This is a genomic window from Microbacterium sp. NPDC055455, assembly GCF_053619935.1.
Map to the genome: position 1 here is coordinate 115,100 of NZ_JBSHLB010000006.1, position 15,047 is coordinate 130,146.

General features: G+C 71.2%; 11 protein-coding genes. 6 read left to right on the forward strand and 5 right to left on the reverse strand.

What is annotated here, in order from left to right; all coding sequences use genetic code 11:
- Positions 1-64: 64 nt before the first annotated feature.
- Positions 65-1,303, reverse strand: a complete 1,239-nt coding sequence (locus tag ACWGUG_RS15380; protein WP_452325196.1) for a hypothetical protein — start codon at positions 1,301-1,303, stop codon at positions 65-67.
- A gap of 228 nt (positions 1,304-1,531) precedes the next feature.
- On the opposite strand from ACWGUG_RS15380, the gene ACWGUG_RS15385 reads away from it, so the two are divergent.
- Entirely contained in the window at positions 1,532-2,776 is a 1,245-nt protein-coding gene (locus ACWGUG_RS15385; RefSeq protein WP_452325197.1) for a maltokinase N-terminal cap-like domain-containing protein, read from the forward strand.
- 81 nt (positions 2,777-2,857) lie between these two features.
- On the opposite strand, the gene treS is transcribed toward ACWGUG_RS15385, so the two are convergent.
- Complete coding sequence (gene treS, locus ACWGUG_RS15390) at positions 2,858-5,152, reverse strand: maltose alpha-D-glucosyltransferase (RefSeq protein WP_452325198.1); 2,295 nt, start codon at positions 5,150-5,152, stop codon at positions 2,858-2,860.
- Between the two features lie 108 nt (positions 5,153-5,260).
- Between treS and ACWGUG_RS15395 the strand changes: the two genes are divergently transcribed.
- Positions 5,261-6,340, forward strand: coding sequence for a winged helix DNA-binding domain-containing protein (locus ACWGUG_RS15395; RefSeq protein ID WP_452325199.1), 1,080 nt, complete (start codon positions 5,261-5,263; stop codon positions 6,338-6,340).
- Positions 6,341-6,355: 15 nt separating this feature from the next.
- Here ACWGUG_RS15395 and ACWGUG_RS15400 read toward each other — a convergent pair whose 3' ends face one another.
- The gene (locus ACWGUG_RS15400; RefSeq protein WP_452325200.1) at positions 6,356-7,792 is read right to left on the reverse strand and encodes a helix-turn-helix domain-containing protein; all 1,437 of its coding nucleotides are present in this window, start codon (positions 7,790-7,792) and stop codon (positions 6,356-6,358) included.
- A 136-nt stretch (positions 7,793-7,928) separates the two neighbouring features.
- Between ACWGUG_RS15400 and ACWGUG_RS15405 the strand changes: the two genes are divergently transcribed.
- Positions 7,929-9,809 (forward strand): phosphoenolpyruvate carboxykinase (GTP), encoded by a 1,881-nt coding sequence (locus tag ACWGUG_RS15405; RefSeq protein ID WP_378882358.1) that lies wholly within the window; start codon positions 7,929-7,931, stop codon positions 9,807-9,809.
- 69 nt (positions 9,810-9,878) lie between these two features.
- Here ACWGUG_RS15405 and ACWGUG_RS15410 read toward each other — a convergent pair whose 3' ends face one another.
- Both ACWGUG_RS15410 and ACWGUG_RS15415 read right to left on the reverse strand, forming a co-directional pair.
- Positions 9,879-11,891 carry an ABC transporter ATP-binding protein gene (locus tag ACWGUG_RS15410; protein WP_452325201.1) on the reverse strand — a complete coding sequence of 671 codons (2,013 nt, stop codon included), beginning with the start codon at positions 11,889-11,891 and terminating at the stop codon, positions 9,879-9,881.
- A gap of 26 nt (positions 11,892-11,917) precedes the next feature.
- On the reverse strand, positions 11,918-12,133 hold the full coding sequence (locus ACWGUG_RS15415) for an AsnC family protein (protein WP_336398380.1): 216 nt from the start codon (positions 12,131-12,133) through the stop codon (positions 11,918-11,920).
- A 226-nt stretch (positions 12,134-12,359) separates the two neighbouring features.
- Here ACWGUG_RS15415 and ACWGUG_RS15420 point away from each other — a divergent pair, with 226 nt between their 5' ends.
- The 3 genes from ACWGUG_RS15420 to ACWGUG_RS15430 are packed head-to-tail and all read left to right on the forward strand — an operon-like array spanning position 12,360 to position 15,018.
- Positions 12,360-13,301, forward strand: coding sequence for an ABC transporter ATP-binding protein (locus ACWGUG_RS15420; protein WP_336398381.1), 942 nt, complete (start codon positions 12,360-12,362; stop codon positions 13,299-13,301).
- Complete coding sequence (locus ACWGUG_RS15425; protein ID WP_336398382.1) at positions 13,298-14,179, forward strand: ABC transporter permease; 882 nt, start codon at positions 13,298-13,300, stop codon at positions 14,177-14,179. The genes ACWGUG_RS15420 and ACWGUG_RS15425 overlap by 4 nt, the downstream gene beginning before the upstream one ends.
- Positions 14,176-15,018, forward strand: coding sequence for an ABC transporter permease (locus ACWGUG_RS15430; RefSeq protein WP_336398383.1), 843 nt, complete (start codon positions 14,176-14,178; stop codon positions 15,016-15,018). The genes ACWGUG_RS15425 and ACWGUG_RS15430 overlap by 4 nt, the downstream gene beginning before the upstream one ends.
- Positions 15,019-15,047 lie beyond the last annotated feature (29 nt).

The window sequence follows — 15,047 nt, forward strand, 5'->3', positions numbered from 1 at the left end:
ATCGGATGCCGCGCAGCGATGACGGGACCCCGGGCGCGGGCGCCCGGGGTCCCGACGATGATCGCTAGAGCGCGGCCGTGTAGATCGTGCCCAGGTTGGTGCCGAAGTAGAACGCCCCGTCCTTCACGGCGATGCTCGCGGCGGTCCCGCGCATCTCGGTGGTGATCTCGCCGTTGTGCCAGGTGTGGAGCCAGTTGTCGACGGGGATGTCGATGTTCATCACCGGGGTCCACGTGAGGCCGTCCTTCGACGAGTACAGGGTGTCGTCGGCGGTCACCGCGTCCGCGCGGACGAGGCCGTAGATGGTCGAGCCGTCCACGTAGAGATCGACCAGCACGCCGCCGCTCGTCCCGAGGGTCGCCCCCTGGATGGTGGCCTTCCTCGCCGCGGTGTCGAAGACGAACACCGAGTTGTTGATCGACTTCGCCACGATCTTCGTGCCGAAGGTCGTGAGGTGGTGCGCCTCGAGCACGCTCGCCGGGCTGGACGACGGGAGGGTGACCGTCGACCAGGTGCCCGCGGCGTACACGTCGATGATCTTGTTGCGGTACCCGTTCGCGTCGGCGACGGTGGCGGCGGCGTAGACCTTGCCGTTGACGGACGCGAGCCAGTAGTAGCGGTCGTTGTCGTTGCTGCCGCGCAGCGACGAGCGCGTCTTCTCGATGGTCCAGGTCTTTCCGCCGTCCGCGGACTTCTTGATCGCGGCGAGGTACGGCGCGGGGCCGTAGGTGGCGGTGTCGGGGTTGACGATGCTGCCGGCCAGGAAGATCTCGCTTCCGGCGACGGCGACGTCGAAGACATGGATGAAGGGGGTCGCCGCGTTGTATTTCCACACGCCGCCCGCGTTCGTGGCATACCCGGCGTTGGACTGCCAGCCCACCTTGGGGTCGATGTCCGCGGTGTAGACGCTCCCGTTGACCACGCGCAGCGCGTTGAGCTCCTCCCCGTTGACGGTGAGGTGGTGGGTCTGCGCGCCGGTCGCCAGGTTGTGCGAGTTCAGCGCGATCGGGCCGATGTTGCCGTTGTAGTCGCCCCAGGACGAGTACAGCTCACCGCCTGCGATCGCGAGGTCGGTGAGCGACCGGTGCCAGTGGTCGGAGAGGGCGTTGGCATCGGTGTTCGTGGCGAACAGCGTGCCGGAGACCGTCGGGGTGGGTGCGGCGGTCGTCGTGGGGACGGGGCCGGGCTTGCCGGGACCTCCCGGCTTGGCGGCGAAGGCGGGGCTCGCGCCGAGCACGGCGGTCGCGATGAGGGCGGCGGTGGCGAGGGACGCGACGGTCCGACGCGGTCGGGGGTGGGACAACTGACCTCCAAGGTTCGGTCGACCGTCCCCAGGTGCACGCGGAACTCGTGCCCTGTGGGGTGGGAACAGGCCGACAACAGCACCGTATTGGCAAGCGTTTCCGCGATTCTGTAGACCTTTCGGGGGACATGCCGCCGCGCCTCGCCGCTCTGGGCGCCGGCACTACGCCTCTCGCGCGCGTCCGTCCACCCCTTTCTTCCGCATGCGGATGCGGGTCAAGGTGGGGTGGTGCATTTCACGGATGAGATCGGCGCCTGGGTGGCGCAGCAGCGGTGGTACGCGGGGAAGGGGCACGAGCCCAGATTCCGGCTCCTCGACGCCCGACCGGTCACGGGGGCCACCCGCTATCTGCTCATGGACGACGCGGGGACGCTGCCGGCGCTGTACCACGTGCCCCTCGCGCTGGTCGCCGAGCCGATCGAGCCGCCGGACGCCGTCGTCAGCCGTGGCGAGGGCGGATGCCTCGTCGATGCGGCCCGGCATCCGGAGTTCGCCGTCGGCATCCTCGCGGAGATGGGCGTCGACGTCAGCCGTGTGACGGGTTCGCGGGTGCTCACGGGGGAGCAGTCGAACACGTCGATCGTGTTCGACGAGGACGGTGAGCCGACGATCATCCTCAAGCTCTTCCGCACCCTCCACCACGGCGAGAATCCCGACGTCACGGTGCAGCGCGTGCTGAGCGGCGAGGGCTCGCCGTTCGTGCCCCGCTTCTTCGGCAGCGTGGACGCCGAGTGGCCGGATGTCGGGCGCGAGGCCGGCGTCGCGCACGGCACCCTCGGCTTCGCGCAGGAGTTCCTCCCCGGCGTGCGGGACGGGTGGGCGGTCGCGCTGGAGGAGGCGCGCGAGGGGCGGGACTTCACCGCCGCGGCGCATGACCTCGGAACCGCGGTCGCCGGCGTGCACGGCGCCCTCGGAGCGGCGCTGGAGACGGCGGATGCCGGACCCGACGAGGTGGCGTCCACGGCGACCGCCTGGCGGCGGCGCCTGCGGATCGCGTCGGCCGAGGTGCCCGCCGTCGCCGAGCGGCTCCCCGCGATCGACGCCGTCTACCGTGCCGCACTCGAGCGCGCGTGGCCGCGGCTGCAGCGGATCCACGGGGACCTGCATCTCGGTCAGGTGCTCGCGGTGCCCGACGGCGGGTGGCGCATCGTCGACTTCGAGGGCGAGCCCCTCCGCCCGATGAGGGAGCGGGCCATCCCCGACCTCCCGCCGCGGGACGTCGCGGGCATGCTCCGGTCCTTCGACTACGCGGGTGCGGTGGCCGCCGGCCCCGACGGCGCCCGGTGGGCGGCGGCGTGCCAGGCTGCGTTCGTCGAGGCCTACGCCGGCGCGCCCGGCGCCGTGGGGCTGGACCCCGTTCTGCTGCGGGCGCTCGTCCTCGACAAGGCGGTGTACGAGTCGATCTACGAAGCGCGCAACCGCCCCGCCTGGCTGCCCGTGCCGCTCGCGGGGATCGACGCAGCGCTCGCCTGACCCGCCCGCCGGTGCGGGCCGGGGCCGGGCCCGGCGGCGACGTGCGCCGGAGGCATCCGACCTCCGGCGCGCGGGCTGGGGCTACTCGGCGGATTCCGCAGGCCGGAGCACCAGGAACAGTGCTCCGTAGGCGGGGAGCGAGACCGAGAAGCTCTGCAGGTCGTCGACGCGCCCGACCGACTCGCCCGAGGCCGCGTCCACGACCTCGCTGCCGGGAGCGAGCTGCTCCGATCGCACGGTGCCCTCGGTGGGGTCCTGCGAGAAGTTCAGCACCGTCACCTGCATCGGGGCCTCGGCGTGCGGGTCGCCGTCGTCGAGGCGGTGCACGAGCACGAGCATGCCCGCGTGGGCGACCTCGGGGATGTCGATCTGCGACGCCGTCGCGATGCCGTGCTCCCGGCGCAGGGCGAGGATGTCGGCGAGACGCGACGCGAACGACTCCCGGTCGGCCAGCTGCGCCGGCAGCGCGCCGTACAGCGCGCGCCCGCGGGGCATGCCCGCCGCCGACCGCGTGGCGCTGCCGTCGACGTCGAGCAGATCGTGGGCGCCCCGCTCGATCCACCGCGTGTCGCCCGCGGCGACGAGATCGGCGACCTGGTCCGCCGGCACGGTGAGCATGCCGGTGAGGTCCCAGCCCGAGAGCGCGAAGACGCCCGGCTGCCACGCGTTGTAGGCGCACAGCAGCAGGTGCGCGTCGCGGATGGCCGGCAGGTCGTCGTCGGTGATGTCATCGAGCCTGGCCAGTCCGCGGGTCGCCGCGATGAGCGACGTCGTCGTGCAGGCGATGCCGTTCTGCGTGAAGACGCGGTTGTAGTCCGCCGTGCCGGTGAGCCGCTCGGTGAGGTCCGCGCGCACCTCCTCGGCGAGCTGGCTGCCCGGGATCTCGCGCCCCCGGAAGGGGAACGTGTCGTCGCCGTGCCGCGTCGCCCAGTGCACGAGCTCGTAGGTGAGCTCGTCGTGGTTCTGCAGGCCGTGGACGAGCTGCACCGGCTGCACGCCCAGCCGCAGCGACGTGGTCAGCGCGAGGCGGAGGAACTCGGTCTGCCCGGTCGCCAGCGCGTGGTGGTAGCCCGGGCGACCGATGAAGTCGTACGACAGGTCGGCGCCGACGGCGCCCGTGTCGCGGATGTCCTCGATCGTGAGGTTGAGCTCCTGGAAGGTGAAGCCGCCGACCTTGCGGACCATGCCGGCGATGATGTGGTTGGCGGCGTGCGAGAGCGGATGCCCCTCCGACCACGCCGGAAGACCCTCGGCGCTCTTCTCCACGCCGAGGAATCCGTTCGCGTCCAGGCGCAGCGCACTCGTGCCGAGCTCCCCGAGCGAGTGCAGCGCGTCGCCGATGACAAGGCGCATCCCCGCGAACGTCGGGTCGAGCCAGTTGATCGACGGCTGGCCCTGCTTGAAGTAGTGGAGGTACACCCACCGGCGGGTCACGCCGTCGGGTCCGATCACCGGGGCGGTCGCGCTCCAGTTCGTCTCCTTCACGCCGGGGGTGTAGAAGATGACGCGCTGCAGGGCGCCGATGATGTACCCGTGCCCGGCGAGCTCATGCTCGGTCGCGGCGTCCAGGTTGACGCTGTCGACGCCGTCGGGCACCTCGGGCAGCAGCGCCCAGTCCTCCGGCGGGATCTCGATCATGTGGTAGATCCCCGGATAGTCCTTGAAGCCCATCTCGGCGAGGCGGAAGTCGGCGCCCTTGCCCGTGTGCCCGGGCACGATGTCGTCGATGATGCTCCCGCCGTGCGTGTCGGCGACGTCGCACAGGGCGCGGAACTCGTCCTCGGTGCCGAAGGCGGGGTCGATCTGCGTGCTGATGCGGTCGAAGTGCCCGTCGACGCTCGGGGTGTCCAGCCACCCGGCGATGCCGCCCGCCCGCTTCACCGGCCCGGTGTGGATGGCGGTGATCCCGATGCGCTCGAAGGCCGACCAGAGCGCGTCGTCGCCGAGCGAGGCCAGGAACGACTGCCCCGGCCGGGTGATGAGGGAGATCGGATACGCCGTGAACCACACGTCACTCGTCGCGATGGCCCGCCGGGCGTCCGGACGCGCGTAGGCATGACGCCACATCGTCGGCTGCCCCGACAGCTGGCGGGCCAGGACGTCGGCGTCCTTGAGCATCGACTGCCGCACGAGCCACTCGACGTACGACGGGTTGGTGCCGTTCGCCGTGCGCGGGTCGGTCCGGATGCGCCGCACGCTGCTGCCGCGCAGATGGTCGCGGGGGCGCAGTCGCCGCGGACGGGCAGGGTAGCGCTGCTCGTCGTAGCTGATCTCGGGCGTCTCGGCCTCGGGCTCCGCCCCCTCGATCGCCTCGATCCCGGCCAGGTCGATGGGTCCGGTGTACAGGGCCTCCGGCCATTGCTCGTCGCGCGCCATCCCTCCACGCTAGAGATCCCGGCTCCCCGGCACGAGGGACTGGTGCGCACCCTCCGCCAGGGGTTATAGGGGACACCGGCTGTCCGCGGGCTGGGCCATGATGGGCGGATGGATGCCTCGACCGTGCGTCACGAGCGGCTCCGGTCGCATCGCCTGACCGCTCCCGCGGCGTCGGTCGCCGACGCCGCACGGCACATGCTCGCGACGCAGAGCCAGGAGTTCTGGGGCGGCCGCTGGGCGCTCGCGGCACGCACCCGCGGGCGCATCACGGTGCGCGACGTCGACGCCGCGTACGGGCGCGGCGAGATCGTGCGCACGTGGACGATGCGCGGGACGATCCACACGATCCCGGCCGCCGACGTCGCGTGGGTTCTCTCGGTGACCGCCCAGCGGCAGCTCCGTCAGGCCGCCGCCGTCCATCGTGCCGAGGGGATCGACGCCGACGAGGCCGATCGGGCCGAGCGCCTCGCCCGTGCGGCGCTCGCCGGCGGCGGTCGCCTCACCCGCAGGGAGCTGCTGGCGGTGTGGGAGCAGGGCGGCGTGTCGACGCTGCGCCAGCGCGGCTACCACCTCCTCGTCGCGCTGTCGCTGCGGTCCGTGCTGTGCCAGGGCCCCGTCGTCCCGCGCGAGAGCGGGCCGACCCGCGAACAGTACTGGGTGCTCGCCGACGAGTGGATCACGGATGCCGCCGCCCCCGCCGATCCGCTCGCCGAGTTCTTCGTCCGCTACATCGCCTCGCACGGACCGGCCGGGCCGCGGGACTTCGCGTGGTGGACCGGGCTGCCGCTGGGGGTGTCGCGGGCCGCGGCGGAAGCGGCATCCGACCGTCTCGTCGTCGTCGCCGACGAGCCCGAGCCGCAGTATCTGGTCGCCGGCGCGGCGCCGCGACGCAGCGCGGCCGCACCCGAGGTCGTGGCCCTCCCGCCGTTCGAGGAGTACTACCTGTCGTACGTGGACCGCACCGTGCCGTGCGCGCCGGAGTTCCTGAGCGCGATCGGGCCGAGCATGAACGGCATCGTCCGGCCCATCCTCGTCGCCCGCGGCGAGGCCGTCGGCGTGTGGACCCACTCGGTCGCGGTGGGCCGGCATGCCGATGCGCCGGTGCCCGAGCTGTTCACGCCGGGGGCGGCGACGGATGCCGAGATCGCGGCCGCGCTCGACCGCTACCGGGACTTCATCACGGTGTAGGCGGGCGGCACGCGCTCAGGCGTGGCGGTCGAGGAAGTCGTAGACCTCGTTGTCGTCGACGCCGGGGAAGGCGCCGCGGGGGAGCGGCGAGAACATCTGCATGTGCACGCGCGCGCTCGGCCAGGCCTTCCCCGACCAGCGCTCGAGCACGTCGGGTGCCGCCCGGCGGCAGCAGGACTCGTCGGGGCACGTCGACGTGGCGCGCTTCTGGGTCTCGCGTCCGCGGAACCAGCGGGCGTCGTCGAAGGGCACACCGACGGTGATCGAGAACTCGCCCGCCGAGGTGGTGCCGGTCTGCGTCGAGCACCAGTACGTGCCGGCCGGAGTGTCGGTGTACTGGTAGTGCTCCGTCGTGCGGTTCTGCTCCGAGAACGCGGCGCGCGCCGAAAACTTGCGGCAGGCGATCTGGCCGTCCACCGCGCCGGTGACGTCCATCGGCAGGGGGAGGTCGTCGTTCTCGTAGACGCGCGAGATCGCCCCCGAGCCGTCGACGCGCAGGAAGTGCAGCTTGATGCCGAGGTGGTGGGTCGCGAGGTTGGTCAGGCGCATGCCCGCGGCCTCGTGCGTCACGCCGAAGGCGTCGCGGAAGTCCTCCACCGCGAGGTTGCGGTCCTTCTTGGCCTGCTGGAGGAACGCCACCGACGCCGTCTCGGGCATGAGGCAGCACGCGGCGTAGTAGTTGATCTCCAGTCGCTGCTGCAGGAAGTCGGCGTAGTCGGTGGGGCGCTCGTGCCCGAGCAGGCGGTGGGCCATCGCCTGCAGCGCCATCGAGCGCAGGCCGTGGCCGCCGGGGATCGAGGCGGGCGGCAGGTAGATGCGGCCGTGCTCGAGGTCGGTCACCGAGCGGGTCGAGTGGGGCAGGTCGTTGACGTAGATCAGCTCGAATCCGAGCTTCTCCGCCATGATGCTCACGGTGCGGTGGGTCAGCGCGCCGGTCGTGTGGCCCGCGGCCTTCAGCTGCTTCTCGGCGAGCTTCTCGATCTCGGGGAGGTAGTTGTCGCGCTCGCGCATCATGAGCCGCAGCTCGGTGTTCGCGCGGCGGGCCTCCTCGGGTGTCGCGATCGCCTCCTTCTCGCGGCGCTGCAGCTCGCGGTGCAGCCCGAGGATCGACTCGATCGTCTCGTCGCTCATGCCCTTGGACACCTTGACGGGGGCGATCCCCAGCTGGCGGAAGACGGAGCTCGACTGCGCCCGGTCGAGCTCGATCTCGAGGGCCGCGCGCCGGTTGGGAGGCTCGGCCGACAGCAGGTCGGCGACCTCGACGCCGGTCGACGACGCGATCGCCTGCAGCAGCGAGAGCTTCGGCTCGCGCTTGCCGTTCTCGATGAGGCTCAGCTGGCTGCCGGCGACGCCGACGAGGGCGCCGAGCTCGTCCAGCGTGTAGCCGTGGGCGAGGCGCTGATGACGGATGCGGTGACCCAGGGTCGAGAGTTCGAGCGCGGTGGCGGGCATTCTTTGATGCTAGCGAAAGAATCAAGACTCTTGACGCCATGTTGCGTGGGAAAACAAGCTCAAGGGCATCCAAAGTAGAGGAAGAGCACGAATCTGAATCGTCTATCCGACGGTCGAATCAACGAGGAGCGACACTATGGCCCTTGCCGACATCTTCACCCGGACCGAAGGCTCCACCCCCGCCCGTCATGCCGCGACCCGGTCGTACGGCGCGGTGCCCACCGTCCAGGGTGAGGGCATGGCCGCCCTCACGCAGTGGGTCGACGAGATCGCCGCGCTGACGAAGCCGGCCCGCATCCACTGGGTGGACGGCTCGCGCGCCGAGAACGACGCGCTGCTGCGCGAGATGGTCGACGAGGGCAAGCTCATCAAGCTCAACCCCGAGTGGCGGCCGGGTTCGTACCTCGCCCGCTCGCACCCCAGCGACGTCGCCCGCACCGAGGCGCGCACCTTCATCGCCTCCGAGCGCGAGCAGGACGCGGGGCCGACGAACAACTGGGCCGCGCCCGACGAGATCCGGGCCACCATCACCCCGCTGTTCGAGGGCTCGATGGCCGGCCGCACGATGTACGTCGTGCCGTTCTCGATGGGGCCGGTCGGCGGGCCGCTGTCGCACATCGGCGTGCAGGTGACCGACAGCGCCTACGCCGTCACCTCGATCGGCATCATGACGCGCGTGGGCACCGAGGTGCTGCGCGAGATCGCCGGCGGTGCGCCGTGGGTCAAGACCGTGCACTCGGTGGGGGCCCCGCTGCAGCCTGGCCAGCAGGACGTCGCGTGGCCGTGCAACGACGAGAAGTACATCGTGCACTTCCCCGACACCCTCGAGGTGTGGTCGTTCGGCTCGGGCTACGGCGGCAACGCGATCCTGGCCAAGAAGTGCTTCGCGCTGCGCATCGCGTCGGTGATCGGCCGCGACGAGGGCTGGCTCGCAGAGCACATGCTGCTCATCCGCGTGATCGACCCGGCCGGCCGCGCCTACCACCTCGCGGCCGCGTTCCCCTCGGCGTGCGGCAAGACGAACCTCGCGATGCTGCGGCCGACCATCCCCGGCTGGCGCGTCGAGACCCTCGGCGACGACATCGCGTGGCTCCGCCCCGGCGAGGACGGGCGCCTGTGGGCGATCAATCCCGAGGCCGGCTTCTTCGGCGTCGCCCCGGGCACCGGCGAGTCCACGAACGTCACGGCCGTCGAGACGCTGTGGGGCAACACGATCTTCACCAACGTCGCGCTGCGCCCCGACGGCGACGTGTGGTGGGAGGGTCTCACCGACGAGCCGCCGGCGGAGCTCACCGACTGGGAGGGGAACCCCTGGACCCCGGCATCCGGTCGTCCCGCCGCGCACCCGAACTCGCGCTTCACCGTCGCCGCTGCCCAGTGCCCGCAGATCGCCGACGACTGGGACGCCCCGCAGGGCGTGCCGCTGGACGCGATCCTGTTCGGCGGGCGCCGGGCGACGAACGTGCCGCTCGTCGTGGAGGCCACCGACTGGACCCACGGCGTCTTCATGGGCTCGAACATCTCGTCCGAGCGCACCGCCGCCGCCGAGGGCACGGTCGGCGAGCTGCGCCGCGACCCGTTCGCGATGCTGCCCTTCTGCGGGTACAACATGGCCGACTACTTCGGGCACTGGCTCAAGGTCGGGCAGAAGCTGCGCTTCGACCGCGCCCCGCGCGTGTTCCAGGTGAACTGGTTCCGCAAGGGCGCCGACGGCCGCTTCCTGTGGCCGGGCTTCGGCGACAACTCGCGCGTCATCGACTGGATCATCCGGCGCATCGAGGGCGAGGTCGGCGCGATCGACAGCCCGATCGGACGCCTCCCGCGCAACGAGGACCTCGACCTCGACGGCATCGAGGTGTCGCAGGCCGACCTCGACGAGCTGTTCGCCATCGACCGCGACCTGTGGCTGCACGAGGCCGACCTCACCGAGGAGTTCTACCGCACCTTCGACGGCCGCGTGCCCGCCCCCCTCTGGGCCGAGCTCGCCGCCCTGCGGTACCGGCTCCAGCGCGCCTGACGCGCCCCCGACCGGCGCCCGGCCCCTCTTCTTCGCAGAGGGTCCGGGCGCCTCATCACGGGCGCCGCGTCAGACGAGCAGCTGGTGCTTGGCCAGCTCGCGGTACAGCGGCGTCGACTGCACGAGCTCGGAGTGCGTGCCCTGGCCGACCACCCGGCCGTGCTCCATGACGACGATGTGGTCGCTGTCGACGACGGTCGACAGGCGGTGCGCGATCACGATGAGCGTGCGGCCGGCCGCGACGGCGTCGATCGCCTCGCGCATGCGCTGCTCATTCAGCCCGTCGAGCGACGAGGTCGACTCGTCGAGCAGCAGGATCGGGGGAGCGGCCAGCAGCGCCCGGGCGATCGCCAGGCGCTGGCGCTCGCCGCCCGAGAGCATGACGCCCGACTCGCCCACGGGCGCGTCGACGCCGAGCGGGTTGCGATCGAGCACCTCGCCGAGATTCACGGCGCGCAGCACGGCCTCGCATTCGGAATCGGATGCCTCGGGCGAGGCCAGCCGAAGGTTGTCGCCGATCGTCCCGGCCAGGGTCGGGGCGTCCTGTTCGACGTAGCCGAGCTGCGCGCGCAGCTCGACGCGGTCGAGCGTGCGCACGTCCGTGCCGTCGAGCAGGATCGCGCCGCCGGTGGGGTCGTAGAAGCGCTCGATGAGCGCGAGGGTCGTGCTCTTGCCCGCACCCGAAGGGCCGACGAGCGCGACGCGCGCGCCGCGCGGGACCGAGAACGACACCCCCCGCAGCACCTCGGCATCGCCCGAGACGGATGCAGCGGCATCCGTCCGTCCGTCCGTGCTGCCGGAGACGGACTCGTCGCCGAGCGCGATCGCCGAGGTGTCGACGTGAGCGCTCTCGAGCACCGCCCGCGCCTCGGACTCGGCCTTGCGGCGCGCCTCGACGACGTTCTCGGGGTATCGGAACCGCACGTCGCGGAACTCGATGGCCGGCGCTTCGGCACGCTCAGCGACCGGGTCCGGTCCCTGAGCCTGTCGGAGGGCCCGTGCCGCGATGGCGGCGTCGTCCTGCGACTCGGTGGGAAGGTCGAGCACCTCCTGGATGCGGCCGAGGGCGCCGAGCGCCTGGCTCACCGACGTGATGGCGCCGAAGAACGAGCCCAGCGGTGCGATCAGCATGAACAGGAACATGATGAACGTCACGAGGCTCGCGATCGACAGCGCGCCGGTCGCGACGCGGAAGCCGCCGAGGCCGATGACCACCAGAAGCGACACCTGCAGTGCGACGCTGGCGATGGGCACCACCAGCGCCGACACCTTCGCGATGCGCACGCCGACGGTGTAGGCATCCGTCGCCTGCGCGGTGACCGCGTCGATCTCACGCGCGGTCGCGCCGGACGCGCGGACGGTGCGGATCGATCCGACGGCGCGCTCGACGCCCGACGCGAGCGCGCCGACCTTCTCCTGCTGCTCGGTCGAGGCGGTGCGGATGCGGCCGCTCAGTGCGGTGACGCCGAGCACCGAGATGCCGATCACGACCACGATGATCGCGAGCAGCACCGGGTCGATGATCGCCATGGCGACGAGCGCGCCGACGAACAGCAGCGCGTTGCCGATCGAGTCTGCGAGCCCCTGCGTGAGCGCTGAGTAGAGGAGTGTCGTGTCGCTGCCGACGCGCGAGACGAGGTCGCCGGTGCGGCGCGCGTCGAACTCTCTGACGGGCAGGTGCAGGATGCGCGCGATGAGCCGGCGGCGGCTCGAGTAGACGACGGCCGTGCCCGTGCGCTGCAGCAGGTAGTGCTGCCACCCCGAGATGAGCGAGGCCAGGAGGACGAAGCCGACGAGCGCCCAGACCAGCAGGCCCAGGTCGAGCCCCTCCTGCACGCGCGTGATGACCTGGCCGACCAGAAGCGGCTGCACGAGGGACGCGGCGGCGCTCAGGATGCTGAGCATCACCACGACGGCGAGGGTGCGCTTGTGCTCGAAGAGGTAGGGGAGCAGCTGCCCGAACGAGGCACGGGGGCCGTCGTCCTGCTTGCCGCGGCGCGAGCGGCCGCGCGGCGCGCGAGGGGAGGGGGACGCCGTGGGCGGTGCGACGGCGGGGGCTTCGTCGAGTTCGGCGGAGGGCATGGGTGTACCTCGTTCGTGAAAAGGGCTTACCTTCGACCGTACTTCTTGTGGACGGCCTGTCGGCTCACGCCCAGGGCGCTCGCGATCGCCTGCCACGAGAAGCCGAGGTTGCGGGCCTTGCGCACCTGCACCTCTTCGGCGCGGGCGAGCTCGCGGCGCACCTCGGCGAGGCGGTGCAGCTCGGCCAGGGGTTCGCGCGCGCCGGCCGCCCCGATCAGGGTGCTCAGGTCGTCGCCGCTCATCGTGCGCCTCTCGTGCGGGCCGCCCATCGGTCGATGAGCTGTCGGATCACGGATGCCGCAGGCCGCGGCATCCGTCGTCAACCATAGTTGACACGCCGCGGCGCCGTCAACTCGCGTTGACGCTGCAGCCGCCAACCAACTCGATCGAGGAAGGGTGCGGGCGGGGGAGCGCCGTGGGCGCATGACGGCGCTGGTCGGTGTCGGAGCGGGGCGTTAGGGTGGTCCGGTGCCCGCCCCCGTGATCGAAGCTGCGAACCTCGTCAAGGCCTACAAGGTCAAGGGCAAGCCCGACTTCCTCGCCGTCGACGGCCTCTCGTTCGAGGTCGCGCCCGGCGAGTCGTTCGGCCTGCTCGGCCCGAACGGCGCAGGCAAGTCGACGACGATGAAGATGATCGGCGCCGTCTCGACCCGCACCGCCGGCGACCTCGAGATCCTCGGGCTCGACCCCGACCGCTACGGGCCGGAGATCCGCTCGCGCCTCGGCGTCGTGCCCCAGCAGGACAACCTCGACGGCGAGCTCAACGCGCGCGAGAACCTCTACATCTACGGCCGCTACTTCGGCCTGCCCGGCCGGGTGTGCGCCGAGAAGGCCGACGAGCTGCTGGCCTTCGCCGCGCTGGAAGACAAGGCCAAGTCGAAGGTCGACCAGCTCTCGGGCGGGATGAAGCGACGGCTGACGATCGCCCGCGGCCTCATCAACGACCCGCGCATCCTGCTCCTCGACGAGCCGACCACGGGCCTGGACCCGCAGGCGCGGCACGTGCTGTGGGACCGGCTGTTCCGCCTCAAGGAGCGCGGCACGACGCTCGTGCTGACGACGCACTACATGGACGAGGCCGAGCAGCTGTGCGACCGCCTCATCGTCGTGGACAAGGGCCGCATCATGGCCGAGGGCACGCCGGCGTCACTCATCCGCGACCACTCCAGCCGCGAGGTGCTCGAGGTGCGGTTCGGCTCCGACCGCAACGAGCAGGTCGCGCCGCTGCTCGAGGGCATCGGCGACCGCGTCGAGGTGCTGCCCGACCGCGTGCTCGTCTACGCGCGCAACGGCGAAGAGGCCCTCGAGGCCGTCACGCACCGCGGTCTCCGCCCGATCACGAGCCTCGTGCGCCGCTCGAGCCTCGAGGACGTCTTCCTGCGCCTGACCGGAAGGTCGCTGATCGAATGACCGCGCGACCCGAAGACGCCGGCGCCGCCGCGACGACCGCGGCGCCGTCGCTCGACGAGCTGCGTGCCGAGGCGCTGCAGTGGGGGCGCAAGCCCCGCATGTTCGGCACCTGGTACGTCACCGAGCACATGGTGCGTGCCATGCGCGCCTACGGCTGGACGATCATCGTCGGCGCGCTGGGCCAGCCGATCCTCTACCTCCTCGGGCTGGCGGTGGGGCTCGCGGCGCTCATCGACGCGCCGATCGTCGAGAACGGCGTGGAGGTGTCGTACCTCGTGTTCGTCGCCCCCGCCCTTCTCATGACCGCCGCGATCTCGGTCGCGTCCGAGGAGTTCTCCTACCCGGTGATGGCCGGCTTCAAGTGGCGGCGCTACTTCTTCGGCTTCAGCGCCTCGGCGCTCTCCCCCGGTCAGATCGCCGGCGGTGTGGTCGCCGGCGCCTCTGCGCGCATCATCTTCGTCGTCGTCGCCTACTACGCCTTCCTCTGGATCTTCGGCGCCGTGCCCGACCCGGCGACCGGCTGGCTCACCATCCCCATCGGCCTGCTCGCGGGGCTCGCGTTCGGGATCCCGTACATGGCGTACGCCGCCTCGATCACGGAGGACAAAGGGCAGATCGCGCTGGTCCAGCGCTTCATCTTCATGCCCATGTTCCTGTTCTCGGGCACGTTCTATCCGCTGGCCACGCTTCCGCTGTGGCTGCAGTGGATCGGATGGGTCTCGCCCCTCTGGCACGCCACCGAGCTCGGCCGCATCGTCACCTACGGCAAACCCGCCGAACCCTTCATGATCGTCGTGCACGTCGGCTACCTGCTCGTGCTGTCCATCGGCGGCTACCTCGTCGGCAGGCGTCTGTTCGGCAGGAGGCTGGCCGAATGACCGCCGTCCGACAGTCCTCCGGACCGGAGGAGACGCAGGCGCAGGTCCGCCGTGGCGGCGTGCGGGCGCTGTGGGCGGGCAACCCGCAGGCCGTGGTGCAGCGCGGGCTCCTCGCCGCCCGCTCGTCGAGCTGGGCCGTCGTGCTCTCGGGCTTCTTCGAGCCCGTGTTCTACCTCGCCTCGATGGGCATCGGGCTCGGTGCCCTCATCGGCGATGTCCAGACCTCCAGCGGCGTCGAGGTGCCCTACGCGGCCTTCATCGCCCCGGCGCTCCTGGCGGTGTCGGCGATGAACGGCGCCATCTACGACTCGACGTGGAACGTCTTCTTCAAGCTCAACTACGGCAAGCTCTACGAGGGGATGCTGGCGACCTCCATGGGGCCGCTCGACGTGGCGCTCGGCGAGATCCTCTACGCGCTGCTGCGCGGCCTGCTCTACGCCACCGGCTTCATGGTGATCATGCAGCTGCTCGGGCTGAATCTGGCCTGGACCGCGATCCTCGCGCTGCCGGCGGTGCTGCTCATCGCCTTCGGTTTCGCCAGCCTCGGCATGGCGGTCACCAGCTACATGAAGACCTTCCAGCAGATGGACTGGATCAACTTCGTGCTGCTGCCGATGTTCCTCTTCTCGGCGACGCTGTACCCCATCACCATCTACCCCGAGTGGATCCAGGGCATCATCATGGCCTTCCCGCTGTGGCACGGTGTCGAGCTGGTCCGCGGCCTCACCACCGGCATCCTCACGCCCGACATGTGGTGGCACGTCCTGTACTACGTCGTCATGATCGCCGTGGGCCTGGTCTTCACCACGAAGCGGCTGCGCGCGCTGTTCCTGGACTGAGGTCACAGACGACGGATGCCCCGACCCGG

Bases quoted from the DNA above. Each gene is read 5' to 3' on its own strand.
- ACWGUG_RS15430 (WP_336398383.1), top strand. From the start codon at position 14,176: ATGACCGCCGTCCGACAGTCCTCCGGACCGGAGGAGACGCAGGCGCAG.
- ACWGUG_RS15405 (WP_378882358.1), top strand. From the start codon at position 7,929: ATGGCCCTTGCCGACATCTTCACCCGGACCGAAGGCTCCACCCCCGCC.
- treS (WP_452325198.1), bottom strand. From the start codon at position 5,152: ATGGCGCGCGACGAGCAATGGCCGGAGGCCCTGTACACCGGACCCATC.
- ACWGUG_RS15395 (WP_452325199.1), top strand. From the start codon at position 5,261: ATGGATGCCTCGACCGTGCGTCACGAGCGGCTCCGGTCGCATCGCCTG.
- ACWGUG_RS15400 (WP_452325200.1), bottom strand. From the start codon at position 7,792: ATGCCCGCCACCGCGCTCGAACTCTCGACCCTGGGTCACCGCATCCGT.
- ACWGUG_RS15425 (WP_336398382.1), top strand. From the start codon at position 13,298: ATGACCGCGCGACCCGAAGACGCCGGCGCCGCCGCGACGACCGCGGCG.
- ACWGUG_RS15415 (WP_336398380.1), bottom strand. From the start codon at position 12,133: ATGAGCGGCGACGACCTGAGCACCCTGATCGGGGCGGCCGGCGCGCGC.
- ACWGUG_RS15410 (WP_452325201.1), bottom strand. From the start codon at position 11,891: ATGCCCTCCGCCGAACTCGACGAAGCCCCCGCCGTCGCACCGCCCACG.